This is a genomic window from Pseudomonas sp. RIT-PI-r (assembly GCF_001297015.1).
Taxonomy (GTDB): Bacteria; Pseudomonadota; Gammaproteobacteria; order Pseudomonadales; family Pseudomonadaceae; genus Aquipseudomonas.
The window spans coordinates 207,431-226,932 of sequence record NZ_LIGE01000013.1 but is presented as its reverse complement, the minus strand read 5'-3'; the positions used below and the strand labels follow the sequence as shown (position 1 = coordinate 226,932).

The following is a 19,502-nucleotide window of genomic DNA, read 5'->3' as shown; positions in this document are numbered from 1 at the left end:
GGCGTTCTCTAAGTGTTCAAAACAGTCCCTTGGCAAGTGGTCAGACATCGCTGGGCAGAGCTTCAATGTGCACTTCGTCGGATTTTTTTCCAAGGGGGTAATCGAGGGAATTTCCGACTGTTTGCGTAGGGCATCTCCGAAACTTCGCCAATGGTGGCAAAACCTAGACTTACGTCCAATGGGCACCCTGTCCGTAGGGGCCGACCATGGCCATAACGATCCGACAACAACAATTCGAAAAAGACTGCGGTAATGGTTATGAGTAAAGCGGATGCCTTCACCCAGGCAGGGAAAACCGCGGTATTGCAGAACATTCAGGGCACCCTGCAATTCCTCCAGCGCTTCCCGCCCTTCAATCAGATGGAACACGCCCACCTCGCTTATCTGGTGGAACAATGTCAGCTGCGGTTTTACGCTCAGGGCGAGAGCATCATCAAACCCAGCGACGGCCCGGTCGAACACTTCTATATCGTCAAGCAAGGCCGGGTGGTCGGCGAACGCCAGCACATCACCAAACCCGGTACCGAAACCACTTTCGAGATCACCACGGGCGAATGCTTCCCGTTGGCCGCGCTGCTTGGCGAGCGGGCAACGCGTACCGAACACCTGGCTGGCGATGACACCTTCTGTCTGCAACTGAACAAACTGGCGTTCATCAAACTGTTCGCGCTCTCCAGCAGCTTCCGTGACTTCGCCTTGCGCGGGGTCAGCAGCCTGCTTGATCAGGTCAATCAGCAAGTGCAGCAGAAAGCCGTGGAAACCCTCGGCACACAGTATTCGCTGAATACCCGCCTCGGCGAACTGGCGATGCGTCATCCGGTGACGTGCAGCCCGGACACGCCACTGCGCGAAGCGGTGAAGTTGATGCACGAACAGCAGGTCGGCAGCATCGTCGCGGTGGATGAGCACAAGGCACCGCTGGGGATTTTCACCCTGCGCGATTTGCGTCATGTCGTGGCGCAAGGCATCGGCGACTTCAGTGAAGCCATCGAGCGTCACATGACTCGCGCGCCCTTCTATCTTTCACCGGATCACAGCGCATTCGATGCGGCCATTGCGATGACCGAACGGCATATCGCCCACGTCTGCCTGGTCAAGGATCAGCGCCTGTGCGGCGTGGTCTCCGAGCGTGATCTGTTTTCCCTGCAACGGGTCGATCTAGTGCATCTGGCGCGCACCATCCGCAGCGCCCAACGTGTCGAGCAACTGGTGACCTTGCGCGGCGAGATCGGTCAACTGGTCGAGCGCATGCTCGCCCACGGTGCGTCGTCGACGCAGATCACCCACATCATCACCTTGCTCAACGACCACACCGTGTGCCGGGTGATCGAGTTGACCCTCGCCGAAAAAGGCGACCCCGGCGTGCCGTTCAGTTGGCTGTGTTTCGGCAGCGAAGGCCGCCGCGAACAGACACTGCACACCGATCAGGACAACGGCATTCTGTTCGATGCCCGTGATGCGGCACATGCCGCCGAGATTCGCGGCAAGCTGTTGCCGATTGCCCAGCAGATCAACCAGAGCCTGGCGCAGTGCGGCTTCACCCTGTGCAAGGGCAACATCATGGCCGGCAACCCTGAGCTGTGTTTGTCGCGGGCGGAATGGGCGCGGCGTTTTGCGGCGTTTATTCGCGAGGCGACACCGGAGAATCTGCTGGGCTCGAGCATCTACTTCGATCTGCGCGTGGTCTGGGGCGATGAACAAGGTTGCGCGCAACTGCGCCGGGGCATTCTTGATCAGGTCGGCGACAACCGTTTGTTCCAGCGCATGATGGCCGACAACGCGCTGCGCAATCGTCCCCCGGTGGGACGCTTCCGCGAGTTTGTGCTGGCGCGCAAGAATGGCGAGAAAGCCACGCTGGATCTAAAAGTCCAGGGCCTGACACCGTTCGTCGACGGCGCGCGCTTGCTCGCATTGGCCAACGGTATCGACGCCAACAACACCCTCGAACGTTTCCGCCAGTTGGTCGACAAAGAGGTCATCGAACGGCTCGACGGCGCGGCGTATGAAGAGGCGTATCACTTCATTCAACAGACGCGCATGCAGCAGCATCAGTTGCAGACCCGCGAGAATCTGCCGTACTCCAATCGCGTCGATCCCGACAGCCTCAATCACCTCGACCGGCGCATCCTGCGTGAATCCCTGCGCCAAGCGCAGCGCCTGCAAACCAGCCTGACCTTGCGGTATCAGCTATGAGCCTGTTTTCGTGGCTGCGCCCGGCCAGTCCGGTGGTGCCGGCGCAGTTGCAGCAGCGTTTGGCGAAGCTGCCGGCGACCGGCGAGTTGAGCGACTGTACCCTGCGCGAGCAGCGTTGGGTGGTGCTGGATCTTGAAACTACAGGGCTCAATCTGAACAAGGATCGGGTGTTGTCGATTGGCGCGGTGGTGATCGAGGATGGCGCGATCGATTTCCGTCAACAGTTCGAACGCACGCTGCAGTGCCGCGAATTGAAGTTGAGCCCCAGCGTGCTGATTCATGGCTTGGGGCCGAATGCGATTGCAGCCGGCAGTGAACCCGCCGAGGCCTTGCTGGAACTGCTCGAGTTTATCGGCGACAGCCCGGTGCTGGCATTTCATGCGCCGTTCGATCAGCACATGCTCGGGCGTGCGTTAAGGGAACATCTGGGGCACAGGTTGCAGCAGGTGTTTCTGGATGTCGCTGATATTGCGCCGCTGCTGTGTCCACAGGCGCAGATTCGCGAGGCCGGGCTGGATGAGTGGATCGAGTGGTTCAAGCTTGAAGTGTTCGAGCGGCATAACGCGAGTGCCGATGCGCTGGCCACGGCGGAGCTGGCGTTGATTCTGTTCAGCCGGGCGCGTCAGCAGCAGATTCATAGTCCGATAAACCTTCAGCAACGCCTGAGCCAGTGGAAGCGGCGGCAGCAGGCGCCGTCGTTCTGAAGTTCAGTCAAGTCCAAGATCCATCCCCCTCACCCCAGCCCTCTCCCAGAGGGAGAGGGGGCCGACCGTGGTGTCTGAAGCTTTTCATCGACCTGAGAAATCGAGTCGGTTATGGATTCACTGAAAATCGTTCAGGGCGGTGCACCTCCAGAATATCCCCCGATCAGTCCCCTCTCCCTCCGGGAGAGGGTTAGGGTGAGGGCAGCCCTTCAACGGCTCACCTGACCAGTGGCCAATTGCTAACCATTCCCACCTCTGCCAGAATCGCGAACAATTCGCGTTAGTTAATATTTCCCAATCGGTGATATTTGGTGTCTTCAGCTCAGAGCCCTCACAGTGAACTCGTTGGTGCGATGTATCGCGACCATCGCGGTTGGCTATTGGCCTGGCTGCGACGCAATGTGGCGTGCCCGCAACGCGCCGAGGATCTGAGTCAGGACACTTTCGTGCGCCTGCTCGGCCGCGATGAATTGCTGACACCCCGCGAGCCACGAGCGTTTCTGGTGGCGATCGCCAAAGGCCTGCTGTTCGACTATTTCCGTCGCGCCGCGCTGGAACAGGCCTACCTCACCGAACTGATGCTGATCCCCGAAGGCGAACAGCCTTCTATAGAAGAACAGCAACTGATCCTCGAAGACCTCAAGGCCATCGACCGCTTGCTCGGCCAACTGTCGACCAAGGCCCGCGCCGCTTTCCTCTTTAACCGCCTCGATGGCCTCGGTCATGCCGAGATTGCCGAGAAGCTCGGCGTTTCGGTGCCGCGTGTGCGCCAATACCTGGCGCAGGGCATTCGGCAGTGCTACATCGCCCTGTACGGTGAGCCGACGTGAGCCCGGCCAGTTCCCGCCCCGTCCCGGCGCATGTGCTGGACGCGGCGATTGCCTGGCAACTGACCCTCGATTCGAGCAGCCCGCTGGAACGCGAAGAGTTCGCCAAATGGCACGCGGCGCATGAAGAACACGCCCGCGCCTGGCGCCAGTTGGGCATGCTTGATCAACGTTTCAGTGTGGCCAAAGGCCCGGCGCGCAATGCACTGCTGCAATCACGCGAAGGCATTCGCCGGCGAGTGCGCAAGCTCGGCAGCGGACTGGCCAGCGTTGTGGTGATCGTCGGTCTCGGGCTGTTCGCCAGTGAACAGTGGCTGCCGCTGGACTACTGGCTCGCCGATCAGCGCACAGCCACCGGCGAACAACGCACCCTGCACCTTGCCGACGGCACCGTACTCAACCTCAACACCCACAGCGCGGTAGATGTGCGTTTCGATGACAAGCGCCGACTGATCGTTTTGCAGGAAGGCGAGATTCTCGTCGAAACCGGTCATGGCGATGCGCGGCCGTTTATCGTCGAAACCCGCGAGGGCAGCATGCGCGCCCTCGGCACGCGGTTCCTGGTCAAGCGCGAGGAAGATGGCACCCGCCTGAGCGTGTTGCAGTCGGCTGTCGCCGCCCATGCGCAGGCGAATCCTGATGAACAGATCCTGCGTGAAGGCCAGCAAGTGCTGCTGCGCAGTGATGGCCTGGGCTCGATTGTCGCCCTTAATCCCGGCGCCGATGCCTGGACGCGCGGGATGCTGGTGGTCGACAACGCACGACTGAGCGATCTGGTGCATGAGCTCGGACGTTATCGCCGTGGGCATCTGGGCGTGGCGCCGGACGTGGCGGACTTGCGTATTACCGGCAGCTTCCCTCTGCATGACACCGATAAGGCTTTGAGCGCGCTGCTGCCAACTTTGCCGGTGCAGATCGAGCGGCATACGCCGTATTGGGTCACAGTCGCGAAGGCTGATTCCAAGCCTGAATGATCGGGTGGCTGAGCGGTTGCCATCGCGAGCAGGCTCACTCCTACAGTTGAAATGCGTTCCCCTGTAGGAGTGAGCCTGCTCGCGATGGCGTCATCCGCCACACCGCTGTTTTCCTTAATCAAAATTATTTTCATCCAGCCCTATCACTTTTCGAGTTTCATCCGGCACACAGGCAATTGAGAAATATTTCCATTCAGGAGCCGCCGTATGTCCCGTTCGCTAGACACCTTGTTGCGCCCCAGTCTGCTGGCCGTCGCCATCGCGCTCAGCGCGCCGCTGATCAGCAACCCGTTGCTCGCTGCTGAACAAGCGTCCAGCGTGCGCGCCTACAACCTGCCGGCTGCTCCGCTGTCGACCACCCTCAACCAGATCGCCAGCCAGGGTGGCCTCGCGCTGTCGCTGAGCCCGGCACTGGCGGTGGGCAAGACCTCGGCACCGGTCAACGGCCAATACGACGCAGCCGGCGCTCTGCGCGCAGCCCTGCGCGGCACCGGTCTGCAACTGGAGCAGAGCGGCGCTGGCACCTACACTTTGGTCGCCGTGCCTGACGGCGCGATGGCCCTGCCGGAAACCGCGATCATTGGCGTGGAAAACAGCGAAAGCGCCTGGGGCCCGGTCGAAGGCTACACCGCTACTCGCACCGCCGCCGGCACCAAGACCGACACCGCGCTGGTCGAAGCGCCGCGGTCGATCTCCGTGGCCACCCGTCAGCAAATGGAAGATCGTGGCGTGCACAGCCTCGACGACGCGGTGCGTTACATGCCCGGCATCACCGCCAGCAGCTACGGCAGCGACACCCGCATCGACTGGCTGCGCGTGCGTGGTTTCGAACCGACCCAGTACCTCGATGGCCTGGCGCTGCCACGCGGCATTTACGCCAACCCGAAACCGGAAACCTGGAACCTCGACCGCCTCGCCTTGCTCCGTGGCCCGGCGTCTTCGGTGTACGGCCAAACCCCGCCAGGCGGCCTGCTCGACATGGTCAGCCGTCGTCCGAGCGCCGAAGCCAGCAGCGAAATCCAGTTGCAGTACGGCAGCGACAACCACCGCCAGATCAACTTCGCCAGCACCGGCAAGATCGATGAAGCAGGCCAGTTCCTGTATGGCATCAGCGGCGTCGTGCGTGACAGCGATACGCAGATCGACCACATCGAAAACAAGCGCTACAACATTGCGCCGAGCCTGACCTGGAACATCGACGACGACACCAGGCTGACCTTGCTCACGCAGTTCACCCGTGACGATACCGGGGTCACCAGCCAGTTCTACCCGATCCAGGGCACCAAGATCGACATGCCCTTCGGCAAGATCTCCCACCACAAGAACCTCGGCGATCCTGACTACGATTTCTACGACCGCACCTACTACGCGCTCGGTTATGCCTTCGAACATCGCCTGAACGACGTCTGGCAATTCAAGCAGAACCTGCGCTACACCAAGTCGGATCTGGCGTTCCAGACCGTCACCGTCAATAGCTACAACCCCTCGTTCGCCGGTTTCACCGTGGACAACCAGGGCAATGTCGGTCGCGGTACCACCAACGTCGATGAGGACATCAGCCAGTTCGCCGTGGACAACAACTTCCAGGCCGACTTCGCTACTGGCGACATCCGTCATACCCTGCTGCTGGGTCTCGATCACCAGCGCAGCAACGACAACTACACCTCGATCTTCGGCAGTGCGCCGGACATCAACGTCAACAACCCGATCTACGGCCAGACCATCGTTCGTCCACCGCGCTCCAGCGCGTTTTACGATTACGACCAGAAGACCACCCAGACCGGCCTCTATGTGCAGGACCAAATGGCCCTGGACCAATGGCGTCTGACCCTGGGCGGGCGCGAAGACTGGGTGCACACCAGCACCAGGTTCTTCAACAAGGACGACGCCACCAACACCCAGCGTGACAAAGCGTTCAGCGGCAACGCAGCGATCAGCTACGTGTTCGACTCGGGCTTCGTGCCGTACCTGTCGTACGCCGAATCCTTCCAGCCGACCGCTGGCGCCGATGCCACCGCCACGGACTCCTTCAAGCCGACCGAAGGCAAGCAGTGGGAACTGGGCATCAAATACCAGCCACCGGGCAGCAAAACCCTGCTCAGCGCCGCGGTGTATGACCTGACCCAGAAGAACGTCTCGGTCAACAGCATCGTCAACAACGTGACCATCACCAGCCAGACCGGCGAAGTGAAAGTCAAAGGCCTGGAGCTCGAAGCGGTCTCCGACGTGACCGACAACCTGAAAGTCATCGCCGCCTACACTCTGGCCAAATCCGAAGTGCAAAAAGGCGTCGACAAGGGCAATCGCCTGCAACTGATGCCGAACCAGCAAGCTTCGCTGTGGACTGATTACACCTGGCACTCCGGCGTGCTCGATGGCTTCGGCATCGGTGGCGGTGTCCGATACACTGGCAACACCTACGGCGACAAAGGCAACACCTGGCTGGGCAAGGCGGACGCCTACACCGTGTTCGACGCGGCCGTGCATTACGACCTCGGTCGTCTGGACAACAGCCTCAAAGGTGCGTCGCTGGCACTCAACGCGACCAACCTGTTCGACAAGGACTACATTTCCACCTGTGACGGTTTCTATTGCTACTACGGCGACCAGCGCAGCGTCGTCGCCAGTGCCACTTACAAGTGGTAAACCACTGAGCTGAAACAGGCCCTGTTACCAGGCCGTCCTTCGTGGACGGCTTTGGTGTTTTTGAAGGTCATGAAATGAAAAGTAAAACAATTCGTCGCTGGGCGTTTATCCACACCTGGACCAGCCTGATCTGCACCGTGTTTTTGCTGATGCTGGCCTTGACCGGTCTGCCGTTGATTTTCAGTCACGAAATCGACCATTTGCTCGGTAACGCCCCGGAATTGCGGGAGATGCCGGCCGACACGCCGCAGCTCAATCTGCAGCAACTGGTGGATGCCGCGCAGCAACATCGACCGGGCGAGGTCATGCAGTACTTCGGTTATGACGACGAAGACCCGAATGCAGCGTTCGCGATCATGGCGAAAACCGCCGGCACCGAACCCAACTCCTCGCACACCTTCATGCTCGATGCGCGTACGGGTGAAGCACTGGAAACCCCGTCGGCCAACGGCGGTTTGATGCTGTTTATCCTGCGCCTGCACGTCGACATGTTCGCCGGACTGCCGGGCAAGTTGCTGCTGGCGTTCATGGGGCTGCTGTTTGTCGTGGCCATCGTGTCGGGGACGGTGTTGTATTTGCCGTTCATGCGCCGCTTGAACTTCGGTACGGTGCGTCAGGACAAGTCCACGCGGTTGCGCTGGCTCGACCTGCATAACCTGATCGGCGTGGTCACCCTGACTTGGGCGTTGGTGGTCGGCGTGACCGGCGTGATCAGCGCCTGCGCCGATCTGCTGATTGCCGCCTGGCGCAACGACGCACTGACCGCGCTGATCGAGCCTTACCGCGATGCGCCACCGCTGACACACCTGGCACCGGCCACCCGCTTGCTCGACATCGCCGCTGAAGTCGCCCCGGGCATGAAGCCGGATTTCATCGCGTTCCCCGGCACGCGGTTTTCCAGCGAGCACCATTACTCGGTGTTCATGAAGGGCGGCACGCATTTGACTTCGCACTTGCTGACGCCGGTGCTGATCGACGCCACTACCCTGAAGGTCACCGCCGTAGCCGAAAGGCCGTGGTACATGGACGCCATGGGCATGTCGCAACCGCTGCACTTTGGTGACTACGGCGGCATGCCGATGAAGATCCTCTGGGCCGCGCTTGATGTGCTGACCATCATCGTCCTCGGCAGTGGCGTGTATCTGTGGGTGGTGCGACGCAAGGCCGCCAAGCCCGTGCTGGAAACGGCGGAGGCGTCTGCATGAAGCCGCGTCAGTCGAATTTCTGGAAAGTCTTCAGCACGCCGATCGTGATAGCGCTGCTCAGTGCGGCGGGGTTGTTTGCGGCGTTGCTGGGGGATGGCATCTGGGATGCGTTGAGCTGGGTCGGCTTGGGTGTTCCTGCGGTTCTGGCCATAAGAGGTCTACTGCTGAGAAGCTGAAAAACCTTGGTAGGAGTGAGCCTGCTCGCTATAGCGGTGGGCCATCCAACATTGATGTTGAATGTGATTGCGCTATCGCGAGCAGGCTCACTCCTGCATTGGGTCCGGCGTGAGGCTTGAGCTCGTGCGCTGACGCGCTATGCTGCTCCCTCATCGTTCTGATCGAGACCCTGCCAATGTCCGCCCCCAGCATGACCCTTTACCACAACACGCTCTCCCCGTTCGTACGCAAAGTGATGGTGTTGCTGCACGAGACAGGTCAGCAGGATCGCGTCGCGCTGCAAGACTGCGTGCTCAGCCCGGTCAGCCCCAGTGCTGAACTCAATGCCGACAATCCGCTGGGCAAGATTCCGGCCCTGCGTCTGGCCGACGGCAATGTCATCCATGACAGCCGCGTGATCCTCGAATACCTCGACCATCAACATGTCGGCAACCCGCTGATTCCGCGCGAAGGCGCAGCCCGCTGGCGCCGTCTGACCCTCGCCTCGATGGCCGACGGGATCATGGATGCCTCGGTGATGGTGCGTTATGAACAAGTATTGCGGGCCCCGGAAAAACACTGGGACGAATGGCTGGAGGCGCAACGCGAGAAGATCCGCCGTGCGTTGAACCTGCTGGAAAACGATGCGATTGCCGAGCTGACCAGCCACTTCGACGTGGCGGCGATCAGTGTGGCCTGCGCGTTGGGCTACCTCGATCTGCGTTTCCCCGATCTGGGCTGGCGTGAAGCCAACCCGCAACTGGCCAACTGGTTTTTTGAAGTGAGCCAGCGACCGTCCATGATCGCGACCATGCCCAAGCCTTAGTTTTTTGGCGCCTGCTCCGGCATCATCGCGAGCAGGCTCACTCCTATAGTTGAGCGCATTTCCCTGTGGGAGTGAGCCTGCTCGCGATGGCCCCACCTCGGTTCCACAGGCAAAGAACCGATAATCCGCGTCACCAACTCATCCTTCCAGCGCTGATCCTCACGCAACCCCAGCGACCGGCTCATTCCACCACCCCGATATCAAACTCCAACGGCTTGCCCGGCTTCTGCCCGATCCCGTACCAGTCCAGTTTTCGCGTCAGCACCATAAACACGCCAAGCAAGCCGAACAGCAACAGCGAGCCCATCAGCAACGCGTAATCCTCGGCACTCAGCAATCCATACAGCAGGCCATACAAGGCCGCCAGCCCCGCCGAAAAACTCAAGCCATGACGCACGCTGTGCAGCACATGGCAGACATAAAAGCCGATCAACAACACACAACCACTGGCCGACAGCAAATACGCCAGAGCGAACCCGATGTGTTCCGACAACGACAGCAACAACAGGTAAAAGAACGCCAACGCTACGCCCACCAGTGCGTACTGCACCGGGTGCACCGCCAGGCTTTTGAGCACTTCGAACAGAAAGAAACCGGCGAACGTCAGAACGATGAACAGCAGCGCATATTTGATCGCCCGGTCACTCTTCAGGTACTGATCCACCGGGTCGATAAAACTCACGCCGAAACTGCGGCCGTTGAACGCCGCGCAATCATTGCTGGCCACACAACGGCTCATCGCGTCCTGCAAATTGGTGGAAAAGAATGTGGTCTGCCAATCAGCGTTGAAGCCCTGATCATTGATCTCGCGCTTCGCCGGCAGGAAGTTGCCGATGAAGCTTGGATGCGGCCAGTTGGCACTGAGGCTGACACTGCTGGTTTTGCCCACTGGCAGCACTTGCAATGAACCGGTGCCTTGCAGGCGCAGGTCGAACGCAAAGGCCAGCTCGGTGTTTTTGCTGGTATCGAGCAGCGGCAACGTCACGCGCACACCTTCGCCGAGCCAGCCGACCTGCGTGCCCGGCACAAAGTCCAGACGCTGTCCCTCGAACTCCAGTTTCAGGGCATTTTCGATCCCGCGAATGTCGCTGATACCGACCGCGAGAAATGGCGCATCAAACCGATAGTCAGTGAAATCTTCCTTGATGCCCAATTGCGCCGGTAGCGAGAAATGTCCGTCGATGCGATTGTCGGCGTGGAACAGCCGCGCCTCGTAAATGCCCCGGGCGCGCAGTTCAGTCTGCACCTGGCCATCAAGCTCGAAACGCTCCGGCAGGAAGTACAGACGCCCGCGCTCCTCGTGTGGATCGTCGTAGCGCTGATTGGTCTTGTCGTTGATCTTCCAGTTGTGAATCACTTTGCGATACGGTACCACCATCACCGGCCCGCTCAGTTGTTGGCTGTAACTGGAGCTGCGGGCGATGTCTTCGAGTACGCCGTCACGCAGTTGCTGACGCTCGTCGATGACGCCATCGATCATCAGCAGGGGAATCAGCAACAGCAGGATCAGCAGGGCAATCGCCCCCAGTTTCAGTGCCAGACTTCGGTTCATCAGGACGCTCCCTTGTTGGAATGGGGCGAGTCTGCGAGCGCTGTGTGGTTTTGTGATGGAGGTTGTGTGGGATTTGCGTGGAAATACCTGTAAAAGGTTTTTCCCATTTACGGGGCAGTGCTCAGACAAAGGACGATCACGTTGCGCAACAACTCTTTCGATTTGATCAGGCACCTGGCGGCGCTGATGGTGCTGGTCAGTCATCACTTTGCCCTGTCGGGCCTGGAAGAACCGGGCATTGCCGGTTACAACTCGCTGGGCGGTATCGCCGTGACGGCGTTCTTTTCGATTTCCGGCCTGCTGATCAGCCAAAGCTTTTTCAACTCGCGCAGCTTTGCCGATTATCTGGGCAAGCGCGTTGTGCGCATCTTCCCGGCTCTGATCCTTTGTGCGTTTGTGATGACCTACCTCGCCGGGGCGGTGTTTGCCGACGGCTATGTTGCGAGCTTCGGCGCCCTGGCTGACTTTCTGCGCATCTCGCTGTTCGGGCGGGCCAACATCGAACCGATCACCCAGGGGTTTATCCTCAGCGAATCCTTCAACGGCAGCCTCTGGACGCTGAAGATCGAATTCGGCTTTTACCTGTTGCTGGCGCTGGCGTTGGGCATGTATCGACGGGCACTGATGCCGTGGGTTTTGCTGGCTGTGTTTGCAGTAGCGACCTACGCTCTGGGCAATCACGTGCCCGGCGCGCTGGCGCAAAAGCTGGCGGTTTACAGCGCGGCCGGCATCGCGTTCTTTGCCGGCGCAGTGATTGCCTTCAACCAGCAATACCTGAGCGATCGCCGCGTACTTGCAATCGCTCTGGTGACAGCGGCAGGCTTGATATTTTTCAGCCTCGGCACGCCGCTGGCCAGCGTGCTGGCGACCCTGGGTGTGTGCCTCGCGACCCTGAGCCTGGGCTTGCTGTACGTCGACAAAACCATCCGCAGACGATTCGATATTTCCTACGGTATGTATCTGTACGCCTTCCCGGTGCAGCAACTGATCATCAACAAGACCTCACTGACGTTTATCCCGTCGATGCTCGTGTCGGCCTTGATCGTCATCGTTCTGGCCACGGTTTCGTGGCGCTTGGTCGAGCAACCAGCGCTGCAGTTTGTCCATCGCAGAAAGCACGCGCTGGCCGCCACGCAGCCCTGACGTTACGGCAGGCTGAGCGTCACTTCGACGCCGCCGGGCACATTGCGCACTGCCAGCCGGCCACCATGCAACTTGGCCACTTCTTCGACGAAGTTAAGTCCCAGACCGGTGCTTTTGCGGCCGCTGTCGGGACGAGGCAGTGAGTAAAAGCGTTCGGTCAGACGCGGCAAGGCGTAATCGGGAATCGGTGCGGTTTCATTGAACAGCTGCACCTCGATGTACTCGCCATGCCGTGCAGCACTGAAGCGCAGCAGGCACTGTGGCGCGGTGAAATCGAGCGCATTTTCCAGCAGATTGCCCAGCGCCTGACGCAATAGAAACGGCTCACCAATCAGCAGAAGATCCGCCGCAATCGTCTGTTCGACATGCAATTGTTTGCCTTCAATCCGCGCGGCCTGCCCTTGCAACAATTCGTCGACCAACACGGCCAGCGGCACGGCGACCCGCTCCTCCAATCCTTGGCGTTGTTCGACCTGCGCCAGATTCAGCAAGCGTTCGATCAACTGCTGCATGCGTGCACTTTCACTGTCGATATTGCCGACAAAACGCAGACGCTGAATCGGCGACATTTCCTCTTGCAGCAATTCCGCCGCACCACGAATCGCCGCCAGCGGGCTCTTCAATTCATGGGTCAACGTGTGCACGTAACGCTCGACGTAAGCCTTGCCCTCCAGTTGCGTGCGCATCTGTTCGACCGCCGAAGCCAGTTGCTCCAGCTCGCCGCCGCGATAGTGCGGCACTTCCACGCGCCGGCCTTCGCTCACGGCCTGGGCATAACCGGTCAAGCGATGCAGCGCACGGCTCAGCCACCACGACAGCAGCGCGCCAAACAACAGGCCGAGGCCGATCAGGCCGGCGCCGTAAAACAGCAAACGCCGTTCGGTGCGATCGACATAGGGCTGCAATGAGCTGTTGGGCTTGGCCACAGTGACCACGCCGATAATCTGGCCGTTGTCGCGGATCGGCGCGCCGACGTGCATCACCGATGAACTCGCATCATGCGGATCGCTGCGGCTCGAACGTGCGCCGTACTCACCGCGCAGGGTCAGGTACACGTCATTCCAGCGCGAGTAATCCTGACCGACCGCGACACCACTGGAATCGAGCACGACGATGCCCTTGGCGTCAGTCACGTAGATGCGGTGGTTGACCTGATTTTTCGACAAGCCCCAGATCGTCGCTTGTGGCTGACGTTCGCCGTAAGCGCGGAGCAATTCTGGCCAGCGGTTCTCGCTGAGGGTGTCGGCCTTGAAATCGTCGCGCAGGATTTCCGCCATCAGGTTAGCGGTATCGACCAGGGTTTCTTCGGTGGACTGGCGCACGCCGGGACGGATTTCTTCCATCACCGTGTTGAGCACGAAATAACCGGTAAGGCCGATGAACAGCACGTACACCAGAAAAATCCGCAGCCCCAGGGACATCAACTGTGCCCCGGGCTGTAGCTGTAACCGAGACCGCGATGGGTCTGGATCGGCTCGGCGTCGGCGCGCACCAGGCGCAGTTTGGCGCGCAGGCTTTTGATGTGGCTGTCGATGCTGCGCTCGTAACCGGCGTCTGCGGCCACGCCCAGTGCGTCGAGCAATTGCTCGCGGCTGAACACTCGCTCGGGTTGTTCGAGCAGGCATTGCAACAGACGGAATTCGTGGCGGGTCAGGCTCAGGTTCTGGCCGCGATAACTGATTTGCACACGTTCAGGATCGACGCGAAACAGCGCTGAAGAGGCTTCAATCGGGGGGCGCGGCGCCATGCGCTTGAGAATGGCCTTCACCCGCGCGGCGACTTCCCGCGGGCTGAACGGCTTGACCACGTAGTCGTCGGCACCAATTTCCAGGCCCACCACGCGATCAATCTCGGCATCGCGCGCGCTGAGGAACAGCACCGGCACTTCACTGAAGCGCCGCAGCTGTTTGCAGGTTTCGAAACCGCTGATGTCCGGCAGGCCGATGTCGAGGATGATCAGGTCGGCCGGCGTCTGCCGCTGATGCTCCAGCGCCGCCGCGCCGAGGCTCAGCCACGTGGTGGTGAAGCCCTCGCCCTGCAAGGCAAAAATCAGCGTGTCGGCAATCGCCGCTTCGTCTTCGACAATCAGGATATGAGGCATGGCGTCCGAGCCCGTAGGTTAAGTGCGCGAACGGTGCCCCAAGCCTGACGTTACGTCAATCAGACCACTTGGCTCAGCAGTCAGGTTTGTCTGCGGTAAAGCGACGCGCCGGGTTCACCGCCGCGCCGAATTCGCGCAAGGCCTTGGCACCGATCAGCAACGGATAATTGAAGTTGCTGCGGTCGGTCAGGTTGACCTCGACAGTACGCTTGACGTTACCCAGACACAGCTCGAGATCGACCACCGGGCGTTTGGCGACTTCGGTGCTTTCGCCCTCGTCCTCTTCATCCGAACGGCTCTTGATCTTGCTGATCCGCGCGACCTTGTGTTCGTAGACCTTGTTGCTGGCGTCCTTGGTGCCGAGGCGGAAACGCACCCAGTCATCGCCGTCGCGAGTGAAGGTTTCGATGTCCTTGGCCGACAGCGAGGCGGTCAGTGCACCGGTGTCCATCTTGGCCTTGAGCACTTCGCCGCCGATTTCCGGCAGCGCAATGTATTCGTAGCGCCCGTACAGGGTCGGCTCGGCGGCCATGACCGGCAGGGCGACGAGGGCAAACAGTGCAAGGAGGGATTTCACGTAAGGGGCTTCCTTGGGGAGTTGGGCAACGGGATTTTAGACCGTTGCGCGCTTGATCGTTCCCACGCTCTGCGTGGGCATGCATCCAGTGACGCTCTGCGTCACAGGGACGCGGAGTGTCCCGGGCGGCGTTACCACGCAGAGCGTGGGAACGATCAGGTTAACGCGACTGAAGTGAAACATTCGTCACCGCCGATTTGGCCTGCCGCGCGAAGCTGCTTATCATGGCGCGCCCATCCGTTTGCAAAGAGTTGCTTATGCGCCGCCTGCTCACCGGCTGTTTCGTCACCCTGCTGCTGTTGCTCAACACCCTGATCCTGATCGGGCCGTTGCTGGTGTTTGCCCTGCTCAAACTGGTCGCACCGGGCCGCTGGCGTGACTACGCATCGGCGGCGGTGATGTGGATCGCCGAGACCTGGGCAGAAATCGACAAACTGATTTTCCGCCTGTGCATTCCCACCCAGTGGGACATTCGTGGCGGCGAAGATCTGCGTGGCGACACCTCGTATCTGGTGGTCAGCAATCACCAGTCGTGGGTCGATATTCCGGCACTGATCCAGACGCTGAACCGACGCACGCCGTTCTTCAAATTCTTCCTCAAGAAAGAGCTGATCTGGGTGCCGTTCCTCGGGCTGGCGTGGTGGGCGCTGGATTACCCGTTCATGAAGCGCTACACCAAGGCGTTCCTGGCGAAGAATCCGGAATTGGCGGGCAAGGATCTGGAAATCACCAGACAGGCCTGCGAGCTGTTCAAGCGTCAGCCGGTGACCGTGGTGAATTATCTGGAAGGTACGCGCTACACCGCCGCCAAAAGTGTCGAGCAACAATCACCGTTCAACCACTTGCTCAAGCCCAAGGCCGGCGGCGTGGCGTTCGTGCTGGCGGCGATGGGTGAACAGCTGGACGCCATTCTCGATGTCACCGTGGTTTATCCACAGGCGAACATACCGGGCTTCTGGGATCTGATCAGTGGCAACGTGCCGCGCGTGATCATCGACATCAAGACCCGCGAACTCGACCCGGCGTTGTGGCAGGGTGATTACGAGAATGATCCGGCGTTTCGGCAGACGGTCCAGAGCTGGGTCAACCAGCTCTGGAGCGAGAAAGATCAGCGCATCGCCGAACTGCACAGCGAGCGCCGCTGAATCAGCTACCGGTGCCGGCGCCCCAGATGCTGCCCAGGCTTTGCAGCAGCGGGCCGCCGACGCCTTGGTCACCCAGATACTTGAGCAGCACCGGGGCAAACTGGCCGACCATGCCGCTGTCCATGCCCAGCGCGCCGAAGGCGTTGTTCAGGTCATTGGTGTCCTTGACGTTGCCCAGGGCGTTTTCCAGACCGGCGGACTTACCGGACTGACCGAGCAAACCACTCAACGCCGCCAGGTTGCCGCTACCGCCCGACAGCTTGTCGATGCCTGGCACTTCTTTGGCCAGTTGCGAATAATCGGTGCTGCTCAATTGATTCTTGGCCAGGCCCAGCATGGCGCTGGTGCCGCCAACCGCTTGCTGCGGCGTAACACCCAGACCGGTGACGGCCTGCAGCAGACCGGCGGTTTCCGAAGTCGGCGCGGCGGCGGTGGCAGCGTTGCCGCCCTGCATGCTCGAAGCAGCCTTGGTCACGTCGTCCAGGCTGAAACCGGCAAACACCGGGCTGGCCGCAAGGGTCATCAGCGAAGCCATTGCAATACCGCGTGAAATCTTCATTCAGACATCCTCTTGCGCTGTGAAAACCGTCCGTCGATAGACGATAAAACTGCCGGTTTGACCGGGTACTCGCGGGCATGTTCCTTACCTGCGCATCCATTTTCATCATACCCACGTATATGAATCGTGAAACCCTGGAATTACCGCGATGAATGGCACAACCGCTATCGCTGAACTAGCCTGTGAACATTCCGAGTCTAGCCCTCGTGCACTCAGCCTTGTCTGGAGAGTCGTCATTTCCATCGCCGACACCGATCAGTTGCGACAGCTGTTGGCCCAGTGTTCATTGGGTGATCGTCGCGCCTTCGAAACCCTCTACCGCAGTGTCGGCCCGCGTCTGCATGGCGTGGCCTTGCGCTTCATGGGCCGGACTGATCTGGCCGAAGAAGTGTTGCAGGAAGCCTTCGTGCGCATCTGGAACAACGCCTCACGCTACGAGGCGCACCTGTCGGCACCGCTGACCTGGATGATCAACATCACCCGCAATCAAGCCATCGACCAGTTGCGCAAGCACCGCGACCGGGCGCTGACCGACCTCGAACAAGACGCCTTGCCGGACCAAAGCCCGTCAGCCCATGACCAGTTGAACAGCGCCCGCGAGGCCACGGCCCTGAACCGTTGTCTGGAAACCCTGGAAAGCATGCAGCGCCAATCGATCAGCGTGGCTTACTTTCAGGGCTTGTCCTGCTCGGAACTGGCCGAACACCTGGCGGCGCCGCTCGGTTCGGTGAAATCGTGGATCCGCCGGGGTATGGAACGCCTGCGCCGGTGCCTTGAATCATGAATTACCAGACCCCTGCCCTGCGCCGAGCCCTCGCAGCCGATTACGCCATCGGCCTGATGTCGGCGGCGGCGCGTCGACGGTTTGATCAGCTATTGCTCGATGACGCCGCGCTCCGGGCGGAGTTGGCGCAGTGGCAGGAAACGCTGGTCAGCCTCACCGAATCCCTGCCGGAACATCCAGTGCCCGACCGCGTCTGGCAAGGCATCACCGCGCGGATCGAACCCCAAGTGCTGCATGTCCCCGAGAAACGACCGTTCTGGAACTGGCTGCGACTCACCGCAGCGGTGTGCTCCATCGCGGTGCTGGTGCTCCTCGGCTCGCTGTACAACCGCGACGACGCCCGCTATCGCGCCACCCTGCTGACCGCCGACGCGCAACCGGCGTTGAAGGTCGAGGCGCATGAAGATTATCTGCAGGTTGAGCCACTGACATTGGCGGCGGTCGATGCGGATCGCAGCCTGGAACTGTGGGCGATTCCGGCGGATGGCAAACCGATCTCGCTGGGGGTGATTCCGGCGGGGGGCAAAGGCAAGGTTGAGTTGAGTGAGGTGCAGCGGGGGTTGATCGAGCAACCGATTGCGTTGGCGGTGAGTCTGGAACCGAAGGGTGGTTCACCGACCGGGCAGCCGACTGGGCCGGTTTTGTATCAAGGGGCTTTGGCGGCTCTCTGATTGCATAAGATCAAAAGATCGCAGCCTTCGGCAGCTCCTACATTGATCCGTGTAGGAGCTGCCGAAGGCTGCGATCTTTTGATCTAAAAAAAAGGCGACCCGAAAGTCGCCCTTGCTTACTTATGCCGCACTAAACAACTTGTGCGGATCAATCACAAACTTCTTCGGCACGCCCGCATCGAACTCGCCGTAACCTTCCGGCGCCTGATCGAGGCTGATCACCTGCACGCCCACCACTTCAGCGATGTTGATGCGATCCCACATGATCGCCTGCATCAGTTGGCGGTTGTATTTCATCACCGGGGTCTGGCCGGTGTGGAAACTATGCGACTTGGCCCAGCCCAGACCGAAACGAATGCTCAGGCTGCCCATTTTTGCGGCAGCGTCGACGGCACCCGGATCTTCGGTGACGTAGAGGCCCGGAATACCGATCTTGCCGGCAACACGTACCACACCCATCAGCGAGTTGAGCACGGTGGCCGGGGCTTCGGCTTTCACGCCGTCGTGGCCGTGGCCGCGCGCTTCGAAGCCGACGCAGTCCACTGCGCAATCCACTTCCGGCTCGCCCAGCAGTGCGGCGATCTGCTCATGCAGCGGCGTGTCTTGCGACAGGTCGACGATCTCAAAACCCTGAGCCTTGGCGTGGGCCAGGCGGATGGTGTTGACGTCGCCGACGATCACCACCGCCGCCCCGAGCAGACGCGCGGAAGCAGCAGCGGCCAGACCGACCGGGCCGGCGCCAGCGATATAAACAGTGCTGCCCGGGCCAACGCCTGCAGTGACCGCACCATGGTAACCGGTTGGCAGAATGTCGGAGAGGCAGGTCAGGTCGCGGATTTTCTCCATGGCCTTGTCGCGATCCGGCAGTTTCAGCAGGTTGAAGTCGGCGTACGGCACCAGCACGTATTCGGCCTGGCCACCGGTCCAGTCACCCATGTCGACGTAGCCGTAAGCACCGCCGGCACGGGCCGGGTTGACGGTCAGGCAGACTCCGGTGTGTTGCTCCTTGCAGGAACGGCAGCGCCCGCAAGCGACGTTGAACGGTACGGAAACCAGGTCACCGATTTTCAGGTTTTCGACGTCGGAGCCTTTCTCGATCACCTCGCCGGTGATTTCGTGGCCCAGCACCAGACCGGTCTGCGCCGTGGTACGGCCGCGCACCATGTGCTGGTCGGAGCCGCAGATATTGGTGGAAACCACTTTGAGAATGACCCCGTGCTCGATCTTGCGACCGCGCGGGTCCTGCATTTTCGGATAGTCGATTTTCTGTACTTCGACCTTGCCAGCGCCGAGATACACCACACCACGATTGCCAGACATGCTTTCACCTCGCTGTTGTTTTTATGGAACCGCGTTGCCCAGGCAGGCAGCGCGTTAAGTGCTCGGTAAATCAAAAGATCGCAGCCTTCGGCAGCTCCTACATGAATCGCATCCCCCTG

General features: G+C 60.5%; 18 protein-coding genes. 12 read left to right on the top strand and 6 right to left on the bottom strand.

Annotated features, from left to right (window positions below):
* Positions 1-252 precede the first annotated feature (252 nt).
* The 8 genes from AK821_RS03760 (at position 253) to AK821_RS03725 (ending at position 9,531) form a co-directional block, all read left to right on the top strand.
* Complete coding sequence (locus AK821_RS03760) at positions 253-2,193, top strand: DUF294 nucleotidyltransferase-like domain-containing protein (RefSeq protein ID WP_064388176.1); 1,941 nt, start codon at positions 253-255, stop codon at positions 2,191-2,193.
* Positions 2,190-2,897, top strand: a complete 708-nt coding sequence (locus AK821_RS03755) for a 3'-5' exonuclease (RefSeq protein ID WP_064388174.1) — start codon at positions 2,190-2,192, stop codon at positions 2,895-2,897. The genes AK821_RS03760 and AK821_RS03755 overlap by 4 nt, the downstream gene beginning before the upstream one ends.
* A 353-nt stretch (positions 2,898-3,250) precedes the next feature.
* The gene (locus AK821_RS03750) at positions 3,251-3,727 is read left to right on the top strand and encodes an RNA polymerase sigma factor (RefSeq protein WP_236429421.1); all 477 of its coding nucleotides are present in this window, start codon (positions 3,251-3,253) and stop codon (positions 3,725-3,727) included.
* A complete protein-coding gene (locus AK821_RS03745) occupies positions 3,724-4,698 on the top strand; it encodes a FecR domain-containing protein (protein ID WP_064388172.1) in 975 nt (324 codons plus the stop codon). Before AK821_RS03750 ends, AK821_RS03745 begins: the two co-directional genes overlap by 4 nt.
* A 207-nt stretch (positions 4,699-4,905) precedes the next feature.
* Positions 4,906-7,344 carry a TonB-dependent siderophore receptor gene (locus AK821_RS03740; protein WP_064388171.1) on the top strand — a complete coding sequence of 813 codons (2,439 nt, stop codon included), beginning with the start codon at positions 4,906-4,908 and terminating at the stop codon, positions 7,342-7,344.
* 74 nt (positions 7,345-7,418) lie between these two features.
* The gene (locus AK821_RS03735) at positions 7,419-8,549 is read left to right on the top strand and encodes a PepSY-associated TM helix domain-containing protein (RefSeq protein WP_064388233.1); all 1,131 of its coding nucleotides are present in this window, start codon (positions 7,419-7,421) and stop codon (positions 8,547-8,549) included.
* Positions 8,546-8,725 (top strand): hypothetical protein, encoded by a 180-nt coding sequence (locus AK821_RS03730; RefSeq protein WP_064388170.1) that lies wholly within the window; start codon positions 8,546-8,548, stop codon positions 8,723-8,725. Before AK821_RS03735 ends, AK821_RS03730 begins: the two co-directional genes overlap by 4 nt.
* Positions 8,726-8,901: 176 nt before the next feature.
* Positions 8,902-9,531, top strand: a complete 630-nt coding sequence (locus tag AK821_RS03725; protein WP_008078080.1) for a glutathione S-transferase — start codon at positions 8,902-8,904, stop codon at positions 9,529-9,531.
* A 181-nt stretch (positions 9,532-9,712) separates the two neighbouring features.
* Here AK821_RS03725 and creD read toward each other — a convergent pair whose 3' ends face one another.
* Positions 9,713-11,083, bottom strand: coding sequence for a cell envelope integrity protein CreD (gene creD, locus AK821_RS03715; protein WP_064388168.1), 1,371 nt, complete (start codon positions 11,081-11,083; stop codon positions 9,713-9,715).
* Between the two features lie 141 nt (positions 11,084-11,224).
* Here creD and AK821_RS03710 point away from each other — a divergent pair, with 141 nt between their 5' ends.
* On the top strand, positions 11,225-12,226 hold the full coding sequence (locus tag AK821_RS03710; RefSeq protein ID WP_064388167.1) for an acyltransferase family protein: 1,002 nt from the start codon (positions 11,225-11,227) through the stop codon (positions 12,224-12,226).
* A 2-nt stretch (positions 12,227-12,228) separates the two neighbouring features.
* Here the strand turns inward: AK821_RS03710 and creC are convergent, their stop codons facing one another.
* From creC to rloA2, 3 genes are all read right to left on the bottom strand, one after another.
* Positions 12,229-13,647, bottom strand: coding sequence for a two-component system sensor histidine kinase CreC (gene creC / locus AK821_RS03705; RefSeq protein ID WP_064388166.1), 1,419 nt, complete (start codon positions 13,645-13,647; stop codon positions 12,229-12,231).
* On the bottom strand, positions 13,647-14,327 hold the full coding sequence (gene creB / locus AK821_RS03700; protein ID WP_064388165.1) for a two-component system response regulator CreB: 681 nt from the start codon (positions 14,325-14,327) through the stop codon (positions 13,647-13,649). The genes creC and creB overlap by 1 nt, the downstream gene beginning before the upstream one ends.
* Positions 14,328-14,400: 73 nt before the next feature.
* The gene (gene rloA2, locus AK821_RS03695; protein WP_008078089.1) at positions 14,401-14,904 is read right to left on the bottom strand and encodes a retropepsin-like aspartic peptidase RloA2; all 504 of its coding nucleotides are present in this window, start codon (positions 14,902-14,904) and stop codon (positions 14,401-14,403) included.
* A 257-nt stretch (positions 14,905-15,161) separates the two neighbouring features.
* On the opposite strand from rloA2, the gene AK821_RS03690 reads away from it, so the two are divergent.
* A complete protein-coding gene (locus tag AK821_RS03690; protein ID WP_064388164.1) occupies positions 15,162-16,049 on the top strand; it encodes an acyltransferase in 888 nt (295 codons plus the stop codon).
* A gap of 1 nt (position 16,050) precedes the next feature.
* On the opposite strand, the gene AK821_RS03685 is transcribed toward AK821_RS03690, so the two are convergent.
* A complete protein-coding gene (locus AK821_RS03685) occupies positions 16,051-16,608 on the bottom strand; it encodes a DUF2780 domain-containing protein (protein ID WP_064119218.1) in 558 nt (185 codons plus the stop codon).
* A gap of 148 nt (positions 16,609-16,756) precedes the next feature.
* On the opposite strand from AK821_RS03685, the gene AK821_RS03680 reads away from it, so the two are divergent.
* Both AK821_RS03680 and AK821_RS03675 read left to right on the top strand, forming a co-directional pair.
* Positions 16,757-17,392 carry a sigma-70 family RNA polymerase sigma factor gene (locus AK821_RS03680; RefSeq protein ID WP_064388163.1) on the top strand — a complete coding sequence of 212 codons (636 nt, stop codon included), beginning with the start codon at positions 16,757-16,759 and terminating at the stop codon, positions 17,390-17,392.
* The gene (locus AK821_RS03675; RefSeq protein WP_064388162.1) at positions 17,389-18,063 is read left to right on the top strand and encodes an anti-sigma factor; all 675 of its coding nucleotides are present in this window, start codon (positions 17,389-17,391) and stop codon (positions 18,061-18,063) included. The genes AK821_RS03680 and AK821_RS03675 overlap by 4 nt, the downstream gene beginning before the upstream one ends.
* Positions 18,064-18,183: 120 nt before the next feature.
* Here AK821_RS03675 and fdhA read toward each other — a convergent pair whose 3' ends face one another.
* The gene (gene fdhA / locus AK821_RS03670) at positions 18,184-19,383 is read right to left on the bottom strand and encodes a formaldehyde dehydrogenase, glutathione-independent (RefSeq protein ID WP_064388161.1); all 1,200 of its coding nucleotides are present in this window, start codon (positions 19,381-19,383) and stop codon (positions 18,184-18,186) included.
* Between the last annotated feature and the right edge of the window lie 119 nt (positions 19,384-19,502).